Annotated in this window: 19 protein-coding genes and 1 tRNA gene; 9 read left to right on the forward strand and 11 right to left on the reverse strand. The window is 58.7% G+C overall.

The genetic code is table 11. The features are described 5' to 3' along the window. Nucleotides 1-158: 158 nt before the first annotated feature. From ACQZ48_RS21660 to ACQZ48_RS21680, 5 genes are all read right to left on the reverse strand, one after another. Nucleotides 159-617 (reverse strand): hypothetical protein, encoded by a 459-nt coding sequence (locus tag ACQZ48_RS21660; RefSeq protein ID WP_191217378.1) that lies wholly within the window; start codon nucleotides 615-617, stop codon nucleotides 159-161. Further along, the gene (locus ACQZ48_RS21665) at nucleotides 614-1,546 is read right to left on the reverse strand and encodes an STM4504/CBY_0614 family protein (RefSeq protein WP_448729450.1); all 933 of its coding nucleotides are present in this window, start codon (nucleotides 1,544-1,546) and stop codon (nucleotides 614-616) included. Before ACQZ48_RS21665 ends, ACQZ48_RS21660 begins: the two co-directional genes overlap by 4 nt. A 368-nt stretch (nucleotides 1,547-1,914) precedes the next feature. Beyond that, nucleotides 1,915-1,991, reverse strand: a tRNA-Arg gene (locus tag ACQZ48_RS21670). Between the two features lie 217 nt (nucleotides 1,992-2,208). Further along, the gene (locus tag ACQZ48_RS21675) at nucleotides 2,209-3,627 is read right to left on the reverse strand and encodes an ATP-binding protein (protein ID WP_162520446.1); all 1,419 of its coding nucleotides are present in this window, start codon (nucleotides 3,625-3,627) and stop codon (nucleotides 2,209-2,211) included. 250 nt (nucleotides 3,628-3,877) lie between these two features. Continuing rightward, nucleotides 3,878-5,926, reverse strand: a complete 2,049-nt coding sequence (locus tag ACQZ48_RS21680) for a methyl-accepting chemotaxis protein (RefSeq protein ID WP_448729451.1) — start codon at nucleotides 5,924-5,926, stop codon at nucleotides 3,878-3,880. A gap of 351 nt (nucleotides 5,927-6,277) precedes the next feature. On the opposite strand from ACQZ48_RS21680, the gene rpmH reads away from it, so the two are divergent. From rpmH to yihA, 4 genes are read left to right on the forward strand one after another with little or no spacing between them, the layout of a single operon-like run. Continuing rightward, nucleotides 6,278-6,415, forward strand: a complete 138-nt coding sequence (gene rpmH, locus ACQZ48_RS21685) for a 50S ribosomal protein L34 (RefSeq protein WP_003493611.1) — start codon at nucleotides 6,278-6,280, stop codon at nucleotides 6,413-6,415. A 36-nt stretch (nucleotides 6,416-6,451) separates the two neighbouring features. Continuing rightward, nucleotides 6,452-6,835: a ribonuclease P protein component gene (gene rnpA, locus ACQZ48_RS21690; RefSeq protein WP_077984445.1), complete on the forward strand. Its 384-nt coding sequence runs from the start codon at nucleotides 6,452-6,454 to the stop codon at nucleotides 6,833-6,835. Next, nucleotides 6,835-8,637 carry a membrane protein insertase YidC gene (gene yidC, locus ACQZ48_RS21695; RefSeq protein ID WP_191217376.1) on the forward strand — a complete coding sequence of 601 codons (1,803 nt, stop codon included), beginning with the start codon at nucleotides 6,835-6,837 and terminating at the stop codon, nucleotides 8,635-8,637. The genes rnpA and yidC overlap by 1 nt, the downstream gene beginning before the upstream one ends. Next, the gene (gene yihA, locus ACQZ48_RS21700; protein ID WP_035263945.1) at nucleotides 8,634-9,287 is read left to right on the forward strand and encodes a ribosome biogenesis GTP-binding protein YihA/YsxC; all 654 of its coding nucleotides are present in this window, start codon (nucleotides 8,634-8,636) and stop codon (nucleotides 9,285-9,287) included. The genes yidC and yihA overlap by 4 nt, the downstream gene beginning before the upstream one ends. 12 nt (nucleotides 9,288-9,299) lie before the next feature. Here the strand turns inward: yihA and ACQZ48_RS21705 are convergent, their stop codons facing one another. Further along, on the reverse strand, nucleotides 9,300-9,677 hold the full coding sequence (locus tag ACQZ48_RS21705; protein WP_080791464.1) for a hypothetical protein: 378 nt from the start codon (nucleotides 9,675-9,677) through the stop codon (nucleotides 9,300-9,302). 271 nt (nucleotides 9,678-9,948) lie between these two features. Between ACQZ48_RS21705 and argB the strand changes: the two genes are divergently transcribed. After that, nucleotides 9,949-10,833: an acetylglutamate kinase gene (argB, locus tag ACQZ48_RS21710; RefSeq protein ID WP_003503698.1), complete on the forward strand. Its 885-nt coding sequence runs from the start codon at nucleotides 9,949-9,951 to the stop codon at nucleotides 10,831-10,833. A 46-nt stretch (nucleotides 10,834-10,879) separates the two neighbouring features. On the opposite strand, the gene ACQZ48_RS21715 is transcribed toward argB, so the two are convergent. Then, nucleotides 10,880-11,797: a DMT family transporter gene (locus ACQZ48_RS21715; RefSeq protein ID WP_077984442.1), complete on the reverse strand. Its 918-nt coding sequence runs from the start codon at nucleotides 11,795-11,797 to the stop codon at nucleotides 10,880-10,882. Between the two features lie 106 nt (nucleotides 11,798-11,903). Here ACQZ48_RS21715 and ACQZ48_RS21720 point away from each other — a divergent pair, with 106 nt between their 5' ends. Further along, nucleotides 11,904-12,617 carry a pyrimidine 5'-nucleotidase gene (locus ACQZ48_RS21720; protein ID WP_077984441.1) on the forward strand — a complete coding sequence of 238 codons (714 nt, stop codon included), beginning with the start codon at nucleotides 11,904-11,906 and terminating at the stop codon, nucleotides 12,615-12,617. 100 nt (nucleotides 12,618-12,717) lie between these two features. Next, nucleotides 12,718-13,326, forward strand: coding sequence for an EF-hand domain-containing protein (locus ACQZ48_RS21725; protein ID WP_191217374.1), 609 nt, complete (start codon nucleotides 12,718-12,720; stop codon nucleotides 13,324-13,326). A gap of 40 nt (nucleotides 13,327-13,366) precedes the next feature. Here the strand turns inward: ACQZ48_RS21725 and ACQZ48_RS21730 are convergent, their stop codons facing one another. Continuing rightward, the gene (locus tag ACQZ48_RS21730; RefSeq protein ID WP_003520040.1) at nucleotides 13,367-13,624 is read right to left on the reverse strand and encodes a BQ00720 family protein; all 258 of its coding nucleotides are present in this window, start codon (nucleotides 13,622-13,624) and stop codon (nucleotides 13,367-13,369) included. Between the two features lie 56 nt (nucleotides 13,625-13,680). After that, nucleotides 13,681-14,106 carry an Hsp20 family protein gene (locus tag ACQZ48_RS21735; RefSeq protein ID WP_137409699.1) on the reverse strand — a complete coding sequence of 142 codons (426 nt, stop codon included), beginning with the start codon at nucleotides 14,104-14,106 and terminating at the stop codon, nucleotides 13,681-13,683. 206 nt (nucleotides 14,107-14,312) lie between these two features. Here ACQZ48_RS21735 and ACQZ48_RS21740 point away from each other — a divergent pair, with 206 nt between their 5' ends. After that, the gene (locus ACQZ48_RS21740; protein ID WP_077984438.1) at nucleotides 14,313-15,257 is read left to right on the forward strand and encodes a nucleoside hydrolase; all 945 of its coding nucleotides are present in this window, start codon (nucleotides 14,313-14,315) and stop codon (nucleotides 15,255-15,257) included. Between the two features lie 71 nt (nucleotides 15,258-15,328). Here the strand turns inward: ACQZ48_RS21740 and ACQZ48_RS21745 are convergent, their stop codons facing one another. Next, complete coding sequence (locus ACQZ48_RS21745) at nucleotides 15,329-17,656, reverse strand: methyl-accepting chemotaxis protein (RefSeq protein ID WP_191217373.1); 2,328 nt, start codon at nucleotides 17,654-17,656, stop codon at nucleotides 15,329-15,331. A gap of 167 nt (nucleotides 17,657-17,823) precedes the next feature. After that, nucleotides 17,824-18,684 (reverse strand): LOG family protein, encoded by an 861-nt coding sequence (locus tag ACQZ48_RS21750; RefSeq protein WP_137409698.1) that lies wholly within the window; start codon nucleotides 18,682-18,684, stop codon nucleotides 17,824-17,826. 145 nt (nucleotides 18,685-18,829) lie between these two features. On the opposite strand from ACQZ48_RS21750, the gene dapD reads away from it, so the two are divergent. Continuing rightward, nucleotides 18,830-19,684, forward strand: a complete 855-nt coding sequence (dapD, locus tag ACQZ48_RS21755; protein ID WP_059759385.1) for a 2,3,4,5-tetrahydropyridine-2,6-dicarboxylate N-succinyltransferase — start codon at nucleotides 18,830-18,832, stop codon at nucleotides 19,682-19,684. The last annotated feature ends 1 nt before the right edge of the window (nucleotide 19,685 follow it).

Genomic DNA, 19,685 nt, shown 5'->3' on the forward strand with positions numbered 1-19,685 from the left:
AGTTCGTAGCGGCGGCGTGTCATCATAGCTCCTAATTCGGAAGCCTTGAATCACGCGGAACGCAATGCGCCAAGAGAATTTATGAGTTTACCGCCTAGGTCCTGATACTCGTGCAATCGAGACCTAAGATATTCTGTATCGTCCATCACCGGCATCGGTCAGTCCTCTTTGTCAGCATCAATGACTTTGTATGTCGCGCCAGAGGTATCTTTCTGCGTGATTTCATCGATGAGGTACTTTGCAAACATCGCCCCTCCCCCGAGAACCATCCATAGCGGTACTCCTACAGCTCCTCCGAGAGCCGCAATTCCCGCGTTGGCACCACCAAATACGGTAATCCCTACAGCGGCTGCACCCATTCCTATTCGCTGTGCAGCAGAGCGGTTATCCCAACCATATTTCTTTGATTGCTTGGCTATTATCTTTAGGGCGGGTAACACGACCTTGCTTTTCGCCGTCAAGGTTAGGGCCTTCTTGGCCTTCATAGGAGCCGAGATTGATTCCCCTCTTATCTCTAATAGCTTTGCTGCCCATTCCCTTATCTCATCCCCTTCGGATTGACTGACCTGCTTTGCAATCGTCACGGCCAACTGACGTTGTTTATCATTCTCAGTCACTTCAGTTCCTTCTCTGCCGTCGTCAGGAAGACAAGTGTGGAGGCCGTCATATGGAGCATGTAAGCCGTGAGGTAGTCGGGAACTTCTTGGGGAACCGCACCTTGCCCATGACCGCTTAGCTTGTTCCGTCCAGTCGGAATGCTGCTTTCGAGGAGGCTTCTCAGTGACGTCATCTGTTGTTGCCAGAATGGGGGAATAAGACCGTTAGACAGGCATACGTCAATCAATGCCTTAGCTGTGTCAGTCGTCTTGTGCGCCCACCCCCTCTTGTCGCAGATGGCCTTCATGGTCGATTCAAACGCCTTTAGGCAATCGTTCAGGGCTTCCTTGTTGTTACCGTGCCTGTAGTGCTCGTAGGCTGACAGGAACTCCTCATGCGGGCCTGCATAGTCCTTTGTGTTCAAGAGTCGGATAGCTGGTTTGACAGCCTCTGTATGGACGAGTTCCGAATCTACGCGGATGATCTCTCCGTCTACGAACCGATAACCGACCCCGCTCTCTTTGAATCGGGTATTCAACTCATCAAGAACCGCATCTACGTTCTCATTGTAACGGTGGTAGCTACTATAATCGATGGTTCGAGTAAGCCTGTCGATGGCTTTCATTGTAAGCTCTACGACATCGAGGCAACGTTCTGTATCTGGCTCACTCACTAAAAACTTATATATTTCCTCATCGGGATCGAGTCTGCGATAATCCTTCCCCGCAAGACGGTAAACTCCATATTCCTTACATAACGTATCAACAATGAGTTTGAAGGTTGCGTAGACACGACCTCTACTTAAATCACCACTGGGATTGAGACCCTGTTTTATCAAGTACTCGATTTGAATCCTAAGCGTTTTAGGTAATTCATCATATGTGTATACGTCAGGGACTTCGCCCCTAACTCGCTTTTGACGCTTCGAATAAAGATCAACTACAGCCATATCATCCACCGACATAGAATCGCAGAGGGTATATTAGCTCACTGAGATTCGAGTGTAAGACGGCATCTCTACCATCCCCCGAAAATCAGGAATTTTTGTGAGAAAATCTTTAGGTGCAATACACTACTGCACTAGGCACCCCGTTCCCCCTCCCTACCGGCTACCCTAGGGGGTATGCACTACGAGCTAGAGAATCTATCGTCCATAGCGAACCGGAGGTTCTTAAGAGCTTCGCTCGACCATTCGAGTGGCGTAGAGGATTTGGCACTGTCAAAGGGATTGTCATTACAGGGTCATTACATTTCCTGCTCACCATCACGAGCAGAAGCAGGCCCAAGAGACTAACGTATTGTAACAGAAGAGAGAAATGGCGCACCCGAAGAGATTCGAACTCCTGACCCCCAGATTCGTAGTCTGGTGCTCTATCCAGCTGAGCTACGGGTGCGTGCCGTTCCGGTCGTTTCCGGTGGCGTGGCGATCCTCTAAAACGTCCTCATTCCGAATGCAAGCGATTTCGCTTCGAAATTGTCATTTTTCCGCAGCAATTCATGTATCTAATTGATTTTGTTTGATATTCCATGAAGATCATTTTCCACGGGCCAGATACCATGTCCGTTTGGGTGTGGAGAACGATTGTGCGAACCCACTGCGGAGCAGGTTTTTCAGGCGGTTCTAGCCGCCTGTACGGAAGCGGCGCGGTCGGCGATCTCGATGCGGAACTGCGTGCCGGGACCGGGCTTTTCGACGAGCGCGATCGTGCCGCCATGGGCAAGCACGAGTTCGCGGGCAATGACCAGCCCGAGGCCCGTGCCGCCGGAGCGAGCCGAACCCCTGAAAGCGGAAAACAGGTTCTCCTTCGCCTTGCGCGGCATTCCCGGTCCATTGTCATCGATGACGATGCTGACGACGCTGCCAGCCCTCTGGGCCGAGATGGAGAGGTGTCGAAGCCCGGCATTCGCGGTATCGGATTGCAAGGCCTGAACGGCATTGCGACAGAGATTGTGGATGACCCGGAAGAGCTGCTCGGAATCCGCATCCACCGTGAGATCGGAGGGAACGCTGTCCTGAAACTCGATGCCACTATCCGGATCGAGCGCCAGAATATCGCGCACATCCCGCACCAGAAGGCTCAACTGCACCATCTTGCGTTTCGGCGCGCCTTCGGTCGCCTGGCCATAGGCCAGAACCTCGCCGGTATAGGCCACGGCGCGGTCGATGGTGCGCAAGAGTTTCGGCGCGAAGCTCCTGACCATCGGGTCCTTGGCATCCACCAGACGGTCTGACATGAGCTGGGCGGAGGAGAGGATATTGCGCATGTCGTGGTTGATCTTCGAGACCGCGAGGCCGAGATCCACGAGGTTCTTCTGCTGCCGCAGGGTCTTCTGCAGTTCGGTCTGCATATCGGCGAGGTGGCGGCCGGCAACCGATAGTTCATCCGTTCCCTCATCAGGTACGAAAATCCGCTCGGGATTGCCCGGGTCCTCGGAGAAGTTCTGCATGCCGAGCGTCAGCCGGCGTATGGGCCGGATCATGATGCGGTTGATGGAGATGAAGATCAGGCCTGCGGTGATCAGCGACAGGACGATGGAAATCAGGAAAACGTTGCGGGCATAAGCAAGCATTGCCGCCCTAAGCTTGTTTTCGCCAAGCACCAGTTCGATGATCGTGTCGCTGTCGCCGACGACGTCGAAAACGCGGATGATGCGGTTGCCGCCGAACAGCAGGGTGGAAAAGGCGTCCCGCACCGCCGCCACCTGCGAAACGTCGGAAAGATCATATTGCTCATCGACGCCCGGCGGCGTTTCCGCCACGGCGAGCAAGCGCGACGTGCCGTCCTTGCGCAGGGCGATAAGCTTCGCTCCGGTTGCCATCAGCGTGTCGTTCTGCACGCTTCTCGGCAGTTCAGCCTGCAGGCCGTCGATGACAGCCCCGGCGGCCGCAGCCGTATTCAGACGGTCGCGCAACCATGAAAGACGCATATTGGCGACGGAAGGTACGAAGATCAGCACTTCGGCGATCATCACGAAGATGACTGTGAGCAACAGCAACCGCCCCGAAAGACCGGCGGTCAATCCCGGCATGCAATGCACCGGATCGTCTTGCGTGCGGTCCAAGCTGTCTACGCCTTTAGAAAACACCGGGCCATGATCCTGTATGCGCGCCGCTGCTTGCGTGGAACGGCTCGGTTTATATGCAGCGATGATAATAGGACCTAATGGATATTTTTCCAATGCGCTGCAAAATAAAGGTTTTCATTGCCGGAAAAACAAACGCCGCCCGGCAGGGGCGGCGTTCGAAGGTAAGCCGGTTTGGAAGCGGACCGCTGGTCGTCTAGAATTCCTGCCAGTCGCCATGTGCGGGTGCTGCCGCAGGCTGGGCATTGAGCGCGCGGCTGACGCTGTTCATCAATTTCCGGGCCGGAGACGCCACCGCCTGCGTCCTGCCGGAGACCGCCACCGGTCCGGCGGAGACCGTCATCGGCCTCACGGGCTGCTCGATGCGGGGGCTGCGCTGCACATTTTCCGCGCCGACATTGAAGCGCGCCACGAGCGTCACGAGATGGTCGGCCTCGCTGCTCAGCTTATGGGTTGCAGCCGAGGTCTCCTCCACCATGGCGGCGTTGCGCTGCGTTACCTGGTCCATCTGGTTGATGGCGGTATTCACCTCATGCAGGCCGGTGGACTGCTCCCTGGCGGCCGTGGCGATCGAATGGATGTGCTCGTTGATTGCCAGAACGCGGGTCTCGATCTCGCTCAGTGCGCCGCCAGTTCTTTGCACCAGCGATACGCCGCGCCCAACCTCCTCGCCCGATTTGGTGATCAGCGCCTTGATGTCCTTCGCAGCGGTTGCGGATCGTTGCGCAAGTTCTCGCACCTCCTGAGCGACGACGGCAAAGCCCTTGCCCGCCTCGCCTGCACGGGCGGCTTCCACACCGGCATTCAGCGCCAGCAGGTTCGTCTGGAAGGCAATTTCGTCGATGACGTTGATGATCTGGCTGATTTCGCGCGAGGCATGCTCGATACGATCCATGGCGGACACGGCGTCGCGCACGACATTGGCGGACTCCTCCGTCTTCTGCTTCGTTTCGGCAACCATGGCGCTGGCTTCCTGCGCACGATCGGTCGAATTGCGAACAACGGCGGTAATCTCATCCAGAGCGGCTGAGGTTTCCTCCAGCGCCGCCGCCTGCTGTTCCGTCCGCTTCGACAGGTCATCGGCCGCCGAGCGCAATTCGTTCGCGTTGCCGCTGATGCCTTCCGTGCTGCCGCGCACTTCGCGCATCGTCTCGCGCAGCTTGGTCAGCGTCTGGTTGACGTTCACCTGAAGTTCGGCGAAAACGCCGCGGAACTCGCCATCCATTCTCTCCGTCAGATCGCCCCGCGCAAAGCCTTCAATGACGCGGCTGGTCTCGGACACGCCATTATGGACCCCGATGAGGAGCGAATTGATCGTCGCGGCAAAACGATTGAGGTTGTCGTCGCCATAATCCTTGTTGATGCGGCGGCTGAAATCGCCCTGGGCCGCAGCGTCGACGACGATGGCCATGCCGGCCTGCAGATCGTCGCTTTTCGCGCGCATGGCGGCTTCCTGCGCATTCATGCGGCGCACTTCGCTGCCGTTTTTCTTGAAGACCTCGACGGCCGCGGCCATTTCGCCGATTTCATCGTTGCGGCCGAGATAGGGGACGGCGGCGTCGAGATTTCCGTCGGCCACAGCATTCATCACCTGCGAAACCCTGCGGATGGGTGCGCTGAGTTGCCGCGTTCCCATATACAGGCCGAAGGCCGCTCCCGCGCCGACACCTGCAACCGTCACCGCGACAATCACCCAGAATATGGCGGTGCTGAAAGAATCGACCCCCGCCTTCACGACTTCGAGTTCGGCAAGGTCGTTTTTCACGACACTGTCGATCTCCGCCTGATAAGCCTTGCGGTTGGTGCGGTTAGCCTCGTTATTACCCTGCTGGTTGGCCGCCTGGGGCCCGACTTCCTTACCGAGACGGACCGTCTCCAAGCGGAAGGACCGAAACTCCTTGGATCGGCTGACAAGCTTGTCGAAACTCGCTTTTTGCTCGGCCGGCACCAGCGGGGCCCAAGTAGCGATCAGCTTTTCCATGGCGTCGAGATTTTTCACCATGCCGTTAGCAAAGGGGGTGGCCGCAGCCACATCGGCGGCCGCATAGATACCGCGCGCGTCCATGACGACTGCCGTCACCAGTCGGTTGAGCGCCTCTCCCTTATAAGCCCTTTCGGCGGCTTTCTCGAAATGATGCGAACGAACCCAGAATTCGTTGATCGCATAGATGGACAGCCCGCCAATGGTACAGGCAACAAGGCTCATCAGCCCGACAAGTAGATTGATACGACCGCGAATTCTCAACTTCGTTCCCCCAACAAAAACCAGCTGCGCGATGAAAATGGGAAGCTGGCATAACTTTTCGCGTCACAAGATTTATCAATGCCGCGTTAAGAAAGAATTTCGGATTTTACCGATGACGCGCTGGAATTGGCCTCTATCGGCTGTCGGCGAAGAAGATGGCGATGCGTTTTCCGCAAAAGGTGAAGCGCGAAAACCCCTTCGGCAATTGACTTTGCTCGGCCTATGCCCTTATAAGCCGCGCACGCTCGGCCATTGAAAGCTCGCCCAGGCGGGGTTAGCCGTGCAAAAAACGAAACGCTCTTGCAAATTATTGCAAATTCAAGAAGGGCCGCACACCGCGGTATTAAATAAATGTCGAAGCGTACTTACCAACCGTCCAAGCTCGTCCGCAAGCGTCGTCATGGCTTCCGCGCCCGTATGGCTACCGCTGGCGGCCGCAAGGTTCTCGCAGCCCGCCGTGCGCGCGGCCGCGCTCGTCTTTCGGCTTAATTGCCGTCTCTGTGACCCGGTGAAAGTCGCGGGCACATGAGTAAGACAGGAAAACTGCCCGGCCGGCTTAAAAACCGGTCGGATTTCCTTGCCGTTCAGGCAGGAGAAAAACGGCGGGGAGGCAGCTTTCTTCTGGAAGTGCTTGACCGGAAAGCCCCGGAAACCGAGCCTCGCGTCGGTTTTACCGTAACGAAAAGACAAGGCAACGCGGTCGAGCGAAATCGCATGCGCCGCCGTCTCAAGGAAGCCGTCAGGCTTTCTGCCGGGGTCGCAATGAAGCCCGGTCATGACTATGTGATTGTCGCCCGCAGGGACGTGCTTGATACAGCCTTCCCGAAACTTCAGTCTCTCCTTAACGAGCGAATTGAAGGAACGGCGAAACCGAAACGGTCCCAGGAGACCCGCTCCAGGAAAGAATGATGGAAAAGAACCGCAATTACTTCATCGCGATAGCCCTTTCGGTTGTCATCGTCCTCGCCTGGCAATTCCTTTACATGAATCCGCGTATCGAGCAGCAGCGCCGCGCCGAAGAGGCCCGCCAGGCGCAGCAGCAAACGACGCAGCAACAGCAGCCTGCGCCGGGCGCCGCACCGGGGGCCGCCGTTGAAGGCGCACCGCCCGCATCCTCCCCGCAGGCCGCCGCCACCGCGACCCGCGAAGAGGCAATCGCAAAGACCCAGCGTGTCGCCATCGAGACCAACGCCATCGCCGGCTCGATCAACCTTACCGGCGCCCGCTTCGACGACATCCGGCTCAAGGACTACCATGAGACCGTCGATGACTCGAGCCCGATCATCACGCTGTTCTCGCCCTCCGACACCAAGGAGGGCTATTTCACCGAACTCGGTTACGTTGCGGCACAGGACGTCGGCGGCGTGCCCGGCCCGACCACCGTTTGGACGCTTGCCAACGGCGACAAGCTGACGGAAACCACTCCGGTCACGCTGACCTACACCAATTCCAAGGGCGTCATCTTCTCGCGTACGGTTTCGATCGACGAGCATTATATGATCTCGGTGGCCGACAAGGTAGAAAACCCGGGACAGGCTGCGATCTCCTTCGCCACCTATGGCCGTGTGACGCGCAACAACAAGCCCGCGGTTCCCCCGGTCTTCGTCATCCATGAAGGTTTCCTCGGCGTCTCCGGCAAGGATGGCAGCCTGACGGAAGAAAAATACAAGGACGTCGAAGAAGCGCCGGTAACAGTTGCAAAGGCGACCGGCGGTTGGCTCGGCATCACCGACAAATATTGGGCCGCGGCCATCGTTCCGCCGCAGACGACACCGTTCGAGACGCGCTACTCGCACATCACCGGCAATCAGCCGAGCTACCAGGCAGACTTCAAGAGCGATGCCCTGACGGTCGAGCCCGGCCAGTCGATCGAGCTGAAGAGCCTCGTCTTTGCCGGCGCCAAGGAAGTGCCGCTGGTCGACCGTTACGAAACGACCTACGCCATTCCGAAGTTCGACCTTCTGATCGACTGGGGCTGGTTCTACTTCATCACCAAGCCGATGTTCAAACTGATGGATTTCTTCTTCCGTTATTTTGGCAATTTCGGCGTGGCGATCCTGCTCACCACCATCGTCGTCAAGGCTCTCTTCTTCCCGCTCGCCAGCAAGCAATATGCCTCCATGGCGAACATGAAGCGCGTGCAGCCGAAGATGGAAGAGCTGAAAGCCAAGCATGGCGATGACCGCATGGCCATGCAGCAGGCGATGATGCAGCTCTACAAGGAAGAGAAGATCAATCCGGTCGCCGGCTGCTGGCCGATGCTTTTGCAGATCCCGGTCTTCTTCGCGCTCTACAAGGTCATCTACGTCACCATCGAAATGCGGCATGCGCCGTTCTTCGGCTGGATCCACGACCTTTCCGCGCCGGATCCGACGTCGCTGTTCAACCTGTTCGGCCTTCTGCCTTACGACGTGCCGCACTTCCTGATGATCGGTGTCTGGCCGCTTGTCATGGGCATCACCATGTTCCTGCAGATGCGTATGAACCCGACGCCCCCCGATCCGACGCAGGCGATGATCTTCAACTGGATGCCGCTGATCTTCACCTTCATGCTGGCCTCCTTCCCGGCCGGTCTGGTCATCTACTGGGCATGGAACAATACGCTCTCCATCACCCAGCAGGCCGTCATCATGAAGCGCCAGGGCGCCAAGATCGAGCTGTTCGATAACATTAAGGGGCTGTTCAAGCGAAAGCCGGTGCAATCGAAATGAGTGAGACCGGCACGGCAACCGAAAAGCCCCTGTTCGGGCGACCCTGGATTTTCATTCGCGGCGTTCCCGCAATGAAATTCCTGCCGCCCGAAGGGCCGCCGGAGATTGCCTTCGCCGGTCGTTCGAATGTCGGCAAGTCCTCGCTCATCAATGCGCTGGTGGGCCACAAGGGGCTTGCCCGCACGTCCAATACGCCCGGACGCACGCAGGAACTGAACTATTTCGTTCCGGATGGTTATTCCGGCGAAGCGGGCGATCTGCCGCCGATGGCGTTGGTCGACATGCCCGGTTACGGTTATGCGCAGGCCCCCAAGGATCAGGTCGACGCCTGGACGAAGCTCGTCTTCGATTATCTGCGCGGCCGTGCGACGCTGAAGCGCGTTTACGTGCTGATCGATTCCCGCCATGGCGTGAAAAAGAATGACGAGGAGGTTCTGACCCTGCTCGACAAGGCGGCCGTTTCCTACCAGATCGTGCTGACGAAGACGGACAAGATCAAGGATGCCGGCGTTCCGCGGCTCATCGGTGAAACGCTGGAGAAAATCCGCAAGCGTCCCGCCGCCTATCCGGAAGTTCTCGCCACATCCTCGGAAAAATCATTCGGGCTGGATAGCCTGCGGGCCGAGATCGTCAGAACGATCTCTCTTTGAGGGGCATGCCTCTCAGGCGATGGTGAAAAGCAGAACGGCGGTCCAGAGCATCGCCGTTAACGCCAGAAGGCGCCAGAAGCGCACGGAATGCCAGACCTCCGAAAATATGGCTGCGAACATGCTGCCGCCCCGTAGCGGCTGGCCCCTGAATGGCAAGCCGGAGCGGCTCGGGTCCCGTTCCAGCAGTGCGGCGACGGTTGCGTTTTCGCGATATTCGGTTTCCGCCAGATTGTCCCGCCAGCGCCTGACCATGGCCGCGAACTGGCGGTCGCGTTTGACGCGCTTGGCAAGCTCCGCCATGCTTTCCGGCGGCAGCGCACCCAGCACATATTCGCCCGCAAGCACTTCATCCTGCAAGCCGCTTTGCTTGTCTCGATCGGGTGCCGTCATGTGGTTTCTCGCTCCTCGGTCGTTCAGGTCAGCATCGCTCCCGCGGCGCGCGACATCACCTGTCACCCTGAAATAACCCCTCCCCTTTTCGGTGTAAGGCTGGTCCCATTGGACCTTTATGTCAATCTCATTACGGGGCCGGGACAGCCAAAAAAAAGAAATTTGACCGTTGCCGACACAATAAGGCCAGGAGGTTATTTCATCCGTCAAAGACTTGCTTTAGAGCGGTGGCAGGCTTTCAACGGCCGCAACCACAGACCGAGGTTTTTAGATGACGTCTTCCGAAAGCGAAACTCAGGCGCGGCTGCTCGCACAGGCTCTGCCTTTCATGCAGAAATACGAGAACAAGACCATCGTGGTGAAATATGGCGGTCACGCCATGGGGGATTCCACGCTCGGCAAGGCTTTCGCGGAAGACATCGCCCTGCTGAAGCAATCGGGCATTAACCCCATCGTTGTGCATGGCGGCGGCCCGCAGATCGGCGCGATGCTGACCAAGATGGGCATCGAATCGAAATTCGAGGGCGGTCTGCGCGTCACCGACGCCAAGACGGTCGAGATCGTCGAAATGGTCCTGGCCGGCTCGATCAACAAGGAAATCGTCGCCCTCATCAACCAGACGGGCGAATGGGCGATCGGCCTGTGCGGCAAGGACGGCAACATGGTCTTTGCCGAAAAGGCGAAAAAGACCGTCATCGATCCTGACAGCAATATCGAACGTGTGCTCGATCTCGGGTTCGTCGGCGAAGTCACCGAAGTCGACCGCACCCTGCTCGACCTGCTCGCCAAGTCGGAAATGATCCCGGTGATCGCCCCGGTCGCGCCCGGCCGCGATGGCGCCACCTACAATATCAATGCCGATACCTTTGCCGGCGCGATTGCGGGTGCGCTTCACGCCTCGCGTCTGCTGTTTCTCACCGACGTTCCCGGCGTTCTCGACAAGAACAAGGAACTCATCAAGGAACTCACCGTCTCGCAGGCGCGTGCGCTCATCAAGGACGGCACGATTTCCGGCGGTATGATCCCGAAGGTCGAGACCTGCATCGACGCCATCAAGGCCGGTGTTCAAGGCGTTGTGATCCTCAACGGTAAGACGCCCCACTCCGTCCTTCTGGAAATCTTCACGGAAGGCGCCGGCACGCTCATCGTGCCCTGATGTGCTTCAGGTGGCGGACGGCAAGCCTGTCCGCCACAACCGACATTCAGCCGAATGCCAAAAGCGACAGCACGCCCACGACAATCAGCAGGCAGCCGGACAGTTCGAGCCGGTTGATTTTCTCCTTGAAGAAAAGCACGGTCGAGGCGAAGGCGAAAAGCATCTCCACCTGCGCCAATGCCTTCACCACGGCGGCCTGCTGCAGGGTCATCGCCGTGAACCAGCCGAACGAGGCCGTTGCGCCCACGAAACCGACCGCAAGCGACGGTTTCCACACCTTGGCGATGCGCCGCAACTCTTCCCGCTCGCGCCAGACGATCCACAGGAACATCGACACCGTCTGCATGACGATGACGACAACCAGAGTAAAGCCCGCCTGCATCATCGCATCCGGAGTGGGAAGGCTCGGCGCAAGCGCGAGCGACGCCGACCGGTAAGCGACTGATGACAGGCCGAAGAAAGCGCCCGAGGCAAGACCGATACCCGCTGTCCGGCTGAAGATCGAGGTGAAGAAGGAAGCGGGCGTGACTTCCGTGCGCGCCACCGAAATCAGCATGACGCCGGCGACCGAGATGGCGATGGCCGCCAATGTGCCGCCATTGACGCTTTCCCCGATGAAAATAACCGCGAACAGTGCCGCCTGCGCCGGTTCTGTGCGGGAATAGGCCGTTCCAACCGCGAAATTACGGAAGGAGAACAGGTGCACGAGCAGGAAGGTGGCGGCAATCTGCGCCATGGCGCCGACCGTCGCCCACACGGCAAAGGACATGTTCGGCACCGGCAGAGGGCGACCGAGCCCGAAATGCAGGAAAGCAAGATAAGCGAGAGCGAAAGGCATGCCGAACACGAAGCGCACGAAGGTCGCGCCCGTGGTGCCCATCATGCCTTTGAGGTGCTTTTGCAGGGTCGAGCGCAGGTTCTGCAGGAACGCGCTTGCGAAAGTGATACCAATCCAGAGTTCCATGGCTTTGGCGGTATCATGCGCGGGAGCCCGCAGCCAAGCCCGATTTTCTGATCAATCGTCGTCTTTTCGATTTTCTTCGGCCTTCGAAACAGGCATAAAGCAGCCCATGGACACAAAGCCGAAAAACCTGCCCGAAGCCGCCGATTTCGCCCATGTGAGCGAATGGGTCTTCGATCTCGACAACACGCTCTATCCGCATCACATCAATCTGTTTTCGCAGATCGACCGTAACATGACGGCCTATGTGGCGGAGCTTCTGAAGCTCGATCCCGACGAGGCGCGGGCGCTGCAGAAGCGCTATTATCACGACCACGGCACGACGCTTCAGGGCCTGATGATCCATTACGGCATCAGCCCGGACGAGTTTCTGGAACGTGCCCATGCCATCGACTATTCGGCGCTGAAACCGCATCCGGAACTTGGCGAGGCGATCAAAGCTCTGCCGGGCCGCAAATTCATCCTTACCAACGGCAGCGTCAAACATGCGCAGGCCGCCGCCGGTGCGCTTGGCATTCTCGATCATTTCGAGGATATTTTCGATATCGTCGCCGCCGGCTATCTGCCGAAACCGGCCAGCGCGACCTATGAGAAGTTCGCGGCGCTTGCGAAGCTCGACACGCAAAAAGCCGCCATGTTCGAGGATTTACCCCGCAATCTCGCGGCGCCCAAGGCGCTTGGCATGAAGACCGTGCTGCTCGTCCCCGCCAATCTCGAGGGTGTCGTCATGGAACGCTGGGAAATCCCGGCCGTCACGGATGCGCATATCGACTACATCACCGACGATCTGACCGGCTTCCTGACGAAAACCATCGCAGGCTGAGCAGCAAACATTACCGAAGCTTCATACACCTTACCGATGTTTAAGTGGTGGGGCTTGCTGGACGTCACTATCTTCTCTTCAGGGACACCAAAGAAAGGTAATGACGATGACCACACGAAAAATCGCCCTGTCTGCTCTTGGCGCAGCCCTTGTGCTCAGCACGGCCTCAACGGCAAGTTTCGCCGCACCCGGCAAAGGCCATAAGGATCGCATGCCAATCCGCCAGGAAGCCGCCTTCGTTCACCTCCTAAAGGTTGCGGATGCCAACAAGGACGGCAAGATTTCCAAGGAAGAATTCGCCTCCCGTCAGGACGCGCTCTTCACCGAGATCGACAAGGACAAGGACGGCTCGATCACGCCGAAGGAAATGCGTGAGTATCGCCAGGCGAAAATGGAAGCTTTCCGCGCCGCCAATCCCCGTCCCGAGCGTGAGGAGGCCAAAGCCGAAGACGGCAAGGGCCCCGAGGGCAAGCGCGCCGAAAGACATGCCGAGCGCGAACATGGCGGCCGTTTCGGCCATCAGGGATGGGGCAAGCATGGCGGCAAGGGCGCAGGTTTCGCGCTGATCCGCTGGGCCGATACCGACGAGAACGGTCAGGTCAGCAAGGCCGAATTCACCGCCGCCGGCGAAAAGATGTTTGAACGGCTGGACAAGAACAAGGACGGCGTCATCTCCATCGACGACATGCCGGACCGCCCGTTCCTTTAACCCGCGAAAGAAAAGCCCGCTCAAAAGCGGGCTTTTTTCTTCAATGCAGGCTGACGGTCTGGAGATCGTCTTCGGCAGCCTTGAAAAACGTACTGGACCGGTTGTCCGTCAGGAGGATCGGCGTACCATCTGCACCGAACAGCGCCCAAAGGTCCAACTGCGGATCGAGATCGGGCGCTTCCGGGAAACAGCGGCTGACGTCTTCCGCGCGAATCTTGCGGATATATCCCACTTCTCCTTCGCCGATATGGGCGAGCTGGGATTGGGTGAGACGCGCATGCGCTTCTTTCAACAGCATATTTCAGCCTCCTTCTTCACGCCGAGCGATTCGTGTCGGATTCCGGCGTTCATGGTCTACTCTGAGACGGAAATATTAATTTTCTTCACCACGTTTGAAATTTCCGGCCGGACCAGATCGATGGAAAGAAGGCCGTTGCGCAGGCGCGCCTCCCTGACCTGCATGCCGTCGGCAAGCACGAAGACCCGCTGGAACTGGCGCGCCGCGATTCCGCGATAAAGAAAATCGCGCTTCTCCTGTTCCTGCTGGCGGCCGCGGATGACAAGCTGGTTATCGGCCGTCGTGACATCCAGATCGTCCTGCGAAAAACCGGCAACCGCGATGGTAATCCTCAGGCGCTCGGGCACGTCATCGTTGCCGGGCAGACGCTCTATGTTATAGGGAGGATAGCCGTCATTGGCCTTAGCCATGCGCTCCAGCGTTTTTTCCATGGCATCAAAACCCAGCAAAAGCGGGTGGGTGAATGGCGTCATGCGGCTCATGTCTCTTTTGTCCTTGCAACCAAGCGACGTTTCGCGGCCCCGCTTCCGGCAGCCTTGCCGGTCAATCGCACCGGCCCCTGCAATATGGGAAGCACAACCGCAATACGCAAGACGCGGCGACGAGCAAAGGGGATACCGGGGAATGAGGCTTGACAAGTGAGCACCCGCCGCTCGAAAAAAGCGCTCATCTCAACGGCGGGCAAGACATGGCAGAACGCAGAAAAATCATTATCGACACCGATCCGGGCCAGGACGACGCGGCGGCAATCATGCTCGCTTTTGGGAGCCCTGACGAAATCGACATTCTCGGGCTGTGCGCTGTTGCCGGCAACGTTCCGCTGAAACTGACCAGCCGCAACATCCGCATCATCTGCGAATTGTGCGGCCGCACCGATATTCCCGTCTATGAGGGCGCGGAGAAGCCGCTGGTGCGCAAGCCCATCACCGCCGAGCATGTTCACGGCAGCACCGGCCTCAACGGCCCGGTTCTCGATGAGCCGACCATGGAAGCGCAAAAGCAGCATGCGGTCGATTTCATCATTGAAACGCTGATGCGGGAACCCGCCGGCACCGTAACGCTCTGCACGCTCGGCGCGCTGACCAACGTGGCGCTGGCGCTCCTGAAGGCCCCGGAAATCGCCGATCGCGTCAAGGAGCTGGTGATGATGGGCGGTGGCTTCTTCGAGGGCGGCAACATCACACCGGCGGCGGAATTCAACATCTATGTCGACCCGCAGGCCGCCGATATCGTCTTCCGCTCCGGCATGCCGATCGTCATGATGCCGCTCGACGTCACCCATCAGTTGCTGACGACCAAGGCTCGGGTCAGCCGCATTCGCGACATTGGCACGCGGCCGGCCATCGCCATGGCTGAAATGCTGGAATTCTTCGAACGTTTCGATATTGAGAAGTACGGTTCGGATGGCGGTCCGCTGCATGACCCGAGCGTCATTGCCTATCTCATCAAGCCCGAGTTGTTCGAAGGTCGCGAATGCAATGTCGAAATCGAGGTCCATTCCGAGCTGACCATGGGCATGACAGTGGTGGACTGGTGGAATGTTACCGAACGGCCCGCCAATGCCCGTGTGATGCGCAAGGTGGACGCCGACGGCTTCTTCGAATTACTGACGGAACGTTTCGCCCGTCTGTGACGGAATACGAACACCAAAAAGGGCCGCTGGTATCCCCAGCGGCCCTTTTTATTTGAAGTCAGGAAGGCCTGTCAGAACTCCGTCCAGTCATCCTGCGCCAGCGCGTTTGCACCGCTGGTTCTCGGACGGGCGCGAGGAGCCGCAGCCTGCGCCCTTGCCGGAGCGGCGGAGGCGCGCATTGCCGCCGCCGTGGCGCGCAGTTGCTGGCTGGAGTGGCCGCCGGAAACGGAGAAACCGGCCACGAGCGACTTCAGCGTTTCGGCTTCGCTGTTCAGCGTCACGCTGGCCGCCGTGGTTTCTTCCACCATCGCCGCATTCTGCTGGGTAACCTGATCCATCTGCGTGACAGCGGAATTGATCTCTTTAAGGCCTACCGCCTGCTCGCTGGCGGAGGCGGAAATCTGCCGTATCAACTGGTTGATCTGCAGAACCTGATCGGCGATCTTTTTCATCGTCGCACCGGCCTTGCCGACCAGTTGGACGCCCTCGTCCACCTGGGTGGCCGAGGTGTTGATGAGGCCCTTGATCTCCTTGGCCGCGGTGGCAGACCGCTGCGCCAGTTCGCGCACCTCCTGTGCTACGACGGCAAAGCCCTTGCCGGCATCACCGGCGCGCGCGGCTTCCACACCCGCATTCAGCGCCAGAAGGTTGGTCTGGAAGGCGATCTCGTCGATAACGCCGATGATGCGGGAGATTTCGGCAGAGGATTGCGCGATGCCTTCCATGGAGTTCACGGCCTGCTGCACGACTTCACCCGATTTGCCCGCATCGTCGCAGGCATGGCTGACGGCTCCGGCCGCCTCTGCGGCGTTTTCCGCGCTGGAATTCACCTGCGCGGTCAGCTCATTGAGGGCGGCGGCGGTTTCTTCCAGGCTTGCGGCCTGCTGTTCCGTGCGGTGCGAAAGATCGCTGGCTGCGCGGGTGATCTCGCCGGTGCCGTTGCCGATGCTGACGACGGTTGCGTTGACCGTGGAAACGGTTTCCTCGAGGCTGGCGAGCGCCGAGTTGAAGTCCTCGCGCAGCTTCGCATATTCGCCGGGGAACTCGTCTTCGATACGGTAGGTGAGATTGCCCTGCGAAAGCGCATTGAGGCCAGCACCCAGCACGCCGACAATGTGCTGCTGCATGCGGCTGTTTTCAGTACGCTCGGATTCCGAGCGCTGGCGCGCCGTTTCCGCGTGACCACGCTGGGCCTCGGCTTCGGCCTCCATCTCGCGGATACCGGCAAGCTTCGCGCGGAAACCTTCAAGTGCAGTAGCCACCGCACCCGTCTCATCCCGGCGCTCCTGTCCGGAAACCGGTACATCGTAGCGACCGTCGCTCAGCGTCCTGACGTCGGAAACCAGCGAGGCAAGCGGATTGCGGACGAAATGGCGCACGGCGAAAGAAAGCGCAGTGATGACGGCAGCGAGAATGACGATCGCACCGATGATCATCATGTAGGTCTGTTCCTGAACCGGTGCGTTCAGGGCCTGATGGGGAATATCCACCAGCACCACCCAGGTCGCGTTGAGGCCCGGAACGGCGAAGGGATAGACGAGACGGTTATAGGGCGCGTCCGTATCGAGGCCGAGATTTTCAATGAGGCCCTGTTTGCCGGAGGTAATCGCAGCCTGCACGGTGCTCGCACCGTCTCCGTCGTAAGCCTTCATGTTCTGCTCGGGCGTCGGCGGCACCAGCCACTGGCCGCCCTGCGAAACGAGCGTTACGCGGCCGGTTTCGAAAGGATGCAGCGCTTGCAGCTTCTGCGACAGCGAGGCCAGCGAGATATCGACACCCGCCACACCGATCATCTTGCCGTCCGACATGACCGGATAGGCAAGCGAGGTCATGGTTGTGGGTACTTCCGTGCCTTCGGCGAGATAAGGCTGGGTAATGGCGCCCTTGCCGGATTTGGCGGCGAGCGCATACCATTCCGCCGCATAATCGTTCTTGAAGGTCGAAAACTGGATGTCGCCCTTCTGGGTCTTCGACCAATAGGGGGCAAACGCGCCGTTTTCATTGGTGCCAAGATCGAGCCTGCCCGCAATCTCCGTGCTCTGTCCATCAAAAAGGCCGAGCTGCTCGCAAAACCAGCTTCCGAAAGCAAAAGTATTCTGCTCGACATTGGCCTTGAGGATGTTGACGATGCCGGGGCGGTCCATCGATTTCGCCTGATGCGCGCGGCCGATGACGCCGGCCATGGAGCGTGCGGCGCTGCCGAGTTCGCCCACATCGGCGGCGATCACATTGGCGATGGCGCGCGCTTCGGTATTGGCCTGATCCATGGTCAGCGCGTGCACGCGCTCACTCGTCTGGGAAATGAGAAAGGAATTCGATGCAACGAGAACCGTGGTGATGGCGCAGCCGGTTACGAGGATCAGCTTCGTCGCAAGCGACTTCACTTGGAAATTGAACATTTTGGCCTCGATCAAATCGCCCGCCCGAAGAAGGCTGACGTCAACGGATGATAAATCTCCGTCATGGAGGCCCGTCCGCAGGGGACAGTGCGCTGCAGCGCGACGAGGTGAAATTAGAAGAAGATTGCTAATTAAACCCTAAAATTACTTCGCCGCGCCAAGCATAATCAGTGTTCGTAGTGGGCCGATATGACTTTCCATGCATCTTCGGCCGTTTCGGCGAAATGCAGCAAATTCATATCATCCGGTGCAATGGTGCCGAAATCCGCCAGGAATTTGAAATTGATTACCGATCGCCAGAACTTCTCACCGAACAGGACGAGCGGAATGGGCTCCATGCGCTTCGTCTGGATAAGCGTCAACGTTTCGAAGAGCTCATCAAGCGTGCCGAAACCGCCGGGAAAGATCACCACCGCTTTCGCCCGCATCAGGAAATGCATCTTGCGAATGGCGAAATAGTGGAAGTTGAAGCTCAGCTCCGGTGTTACATAGGGGTTCGGTGCCTGCTCGTGTGGCAGGACGATGTTGAGGCCGATAGACGGGCCGCCGGCATCGGCAGCGCCGCGATTGCCCGCTTCCATGACACCGGGACCGCCGCCGGTGACCACGACATATTCGAGGTGATCTGATTTCGCGGCATAATCGGTACAGAGACGGGCAAATTTGCGCGCCTCGTCGTAATAAACCGAGGATTGCTCCAGATTGCGCTTCTGCGTCTCGTTGCGCGCCGCCCAGGCCTCGCCGCCGGGTTCAGGAATACGGGCGCCGCCGAACATGACGACGGTGGATTTGATGCCCCGCTCGGCCAGCGCCATTTCTGTCTTCAGAAGTTCCAGCTGAAGCCTGACGGGACGCAGTTCCTCGCGGCAGAGAAAATCCATGTCCGCATAGGCAAGCCGGTAGGACGGGGAATCCGACTGTGGCGTCCTGGGAATGACCTCGGCCTGCTGCTTGTCCGCAGAGCTGCGCTTCAACGGGTCCCATACCCCGTCCTTGCGCCGCAATTTGCCGTTTTTCAGTCGTGTCATTTCCATGCCTTTCGTCTGACGCGCCAAATCATCCAAATCACATTGACGCCTTTCCAACACTCCCTTAGATCAAATGACCAAAGCCTTCCAGCGGCGCGGGACCATCCGTGACCACGAACACCACGCGACATTCAAGGAATTTTCCATGAGCCTTACGGATCTAACCTCCCTCGAAACCATCATCGAAACCGCATTCGACAACCGCGATGGTGTGAACGTATCGACGAAGGGCGAGGTTCGCGATGCCGTGGACACATCTCTTCAACTTCTCGACAGCGGCAAGGCGCGCGTGGCCGAAAAGCAGGCTGACGGAAACTGGAAGGTGAACCAGTGGCTGAAAAAGGCCGTGCTTCTGTCCTTCCGCCTGAACGACATGGAAATCGTGACCGGCGGACCGGGCGAATCCACCTGGTGGGACAAGGTGCCGTCGAAGTTCGAAAACTGGGGTGAAAACCAGTTCCGCGCCGCCGGTTTCCGCGCCGTGCCGAACGCCGTCGTGCGCCGCTCGGCTTACGTTGCCAAGAACGTGGTGCTGATGCCCTCTTTCGTCAATCTCGGCGCCTATGTCGATGAAGGCACGATGGTTGATACCTGGGCGACGGTCGGCTCCTGCGCGCAGATTGGCAAGAATGTGCATCTTTCGGGCGGCGTCGGCATCGGCGGCGTTCTGGAGCCCTTGCAGGCGGGCCCGACGATCATCGAGGACAATTGCTTCATCGGCGCCCGTTCGGAAGTCGTCGAAGGCTGCATCGTGCGCGAAGGTGCGGTTCTCGGTATGGGCGTCTTCATCGGCAAATCCACCAAGATCGTCGATCGCGCCACCGGCGAGATCACCTATGGCGAAGTGCCGCCCTATTCCGTCGTCGTTGCCGGCACCATGCCGGGCAAGCCTTTCCCGAACGGCGAACCGGGCCCAAGCCTCTATTGCGCCGTGATCGTCAAGCGCGTCGATGAAAAGACCCGTTCCAAGACCGGCATCAACGAGCTTCTGCGCGACTGAT

It is taken from the genome of Agrobacterium sp. 22-209-1 (assembly GCF_053522485.1).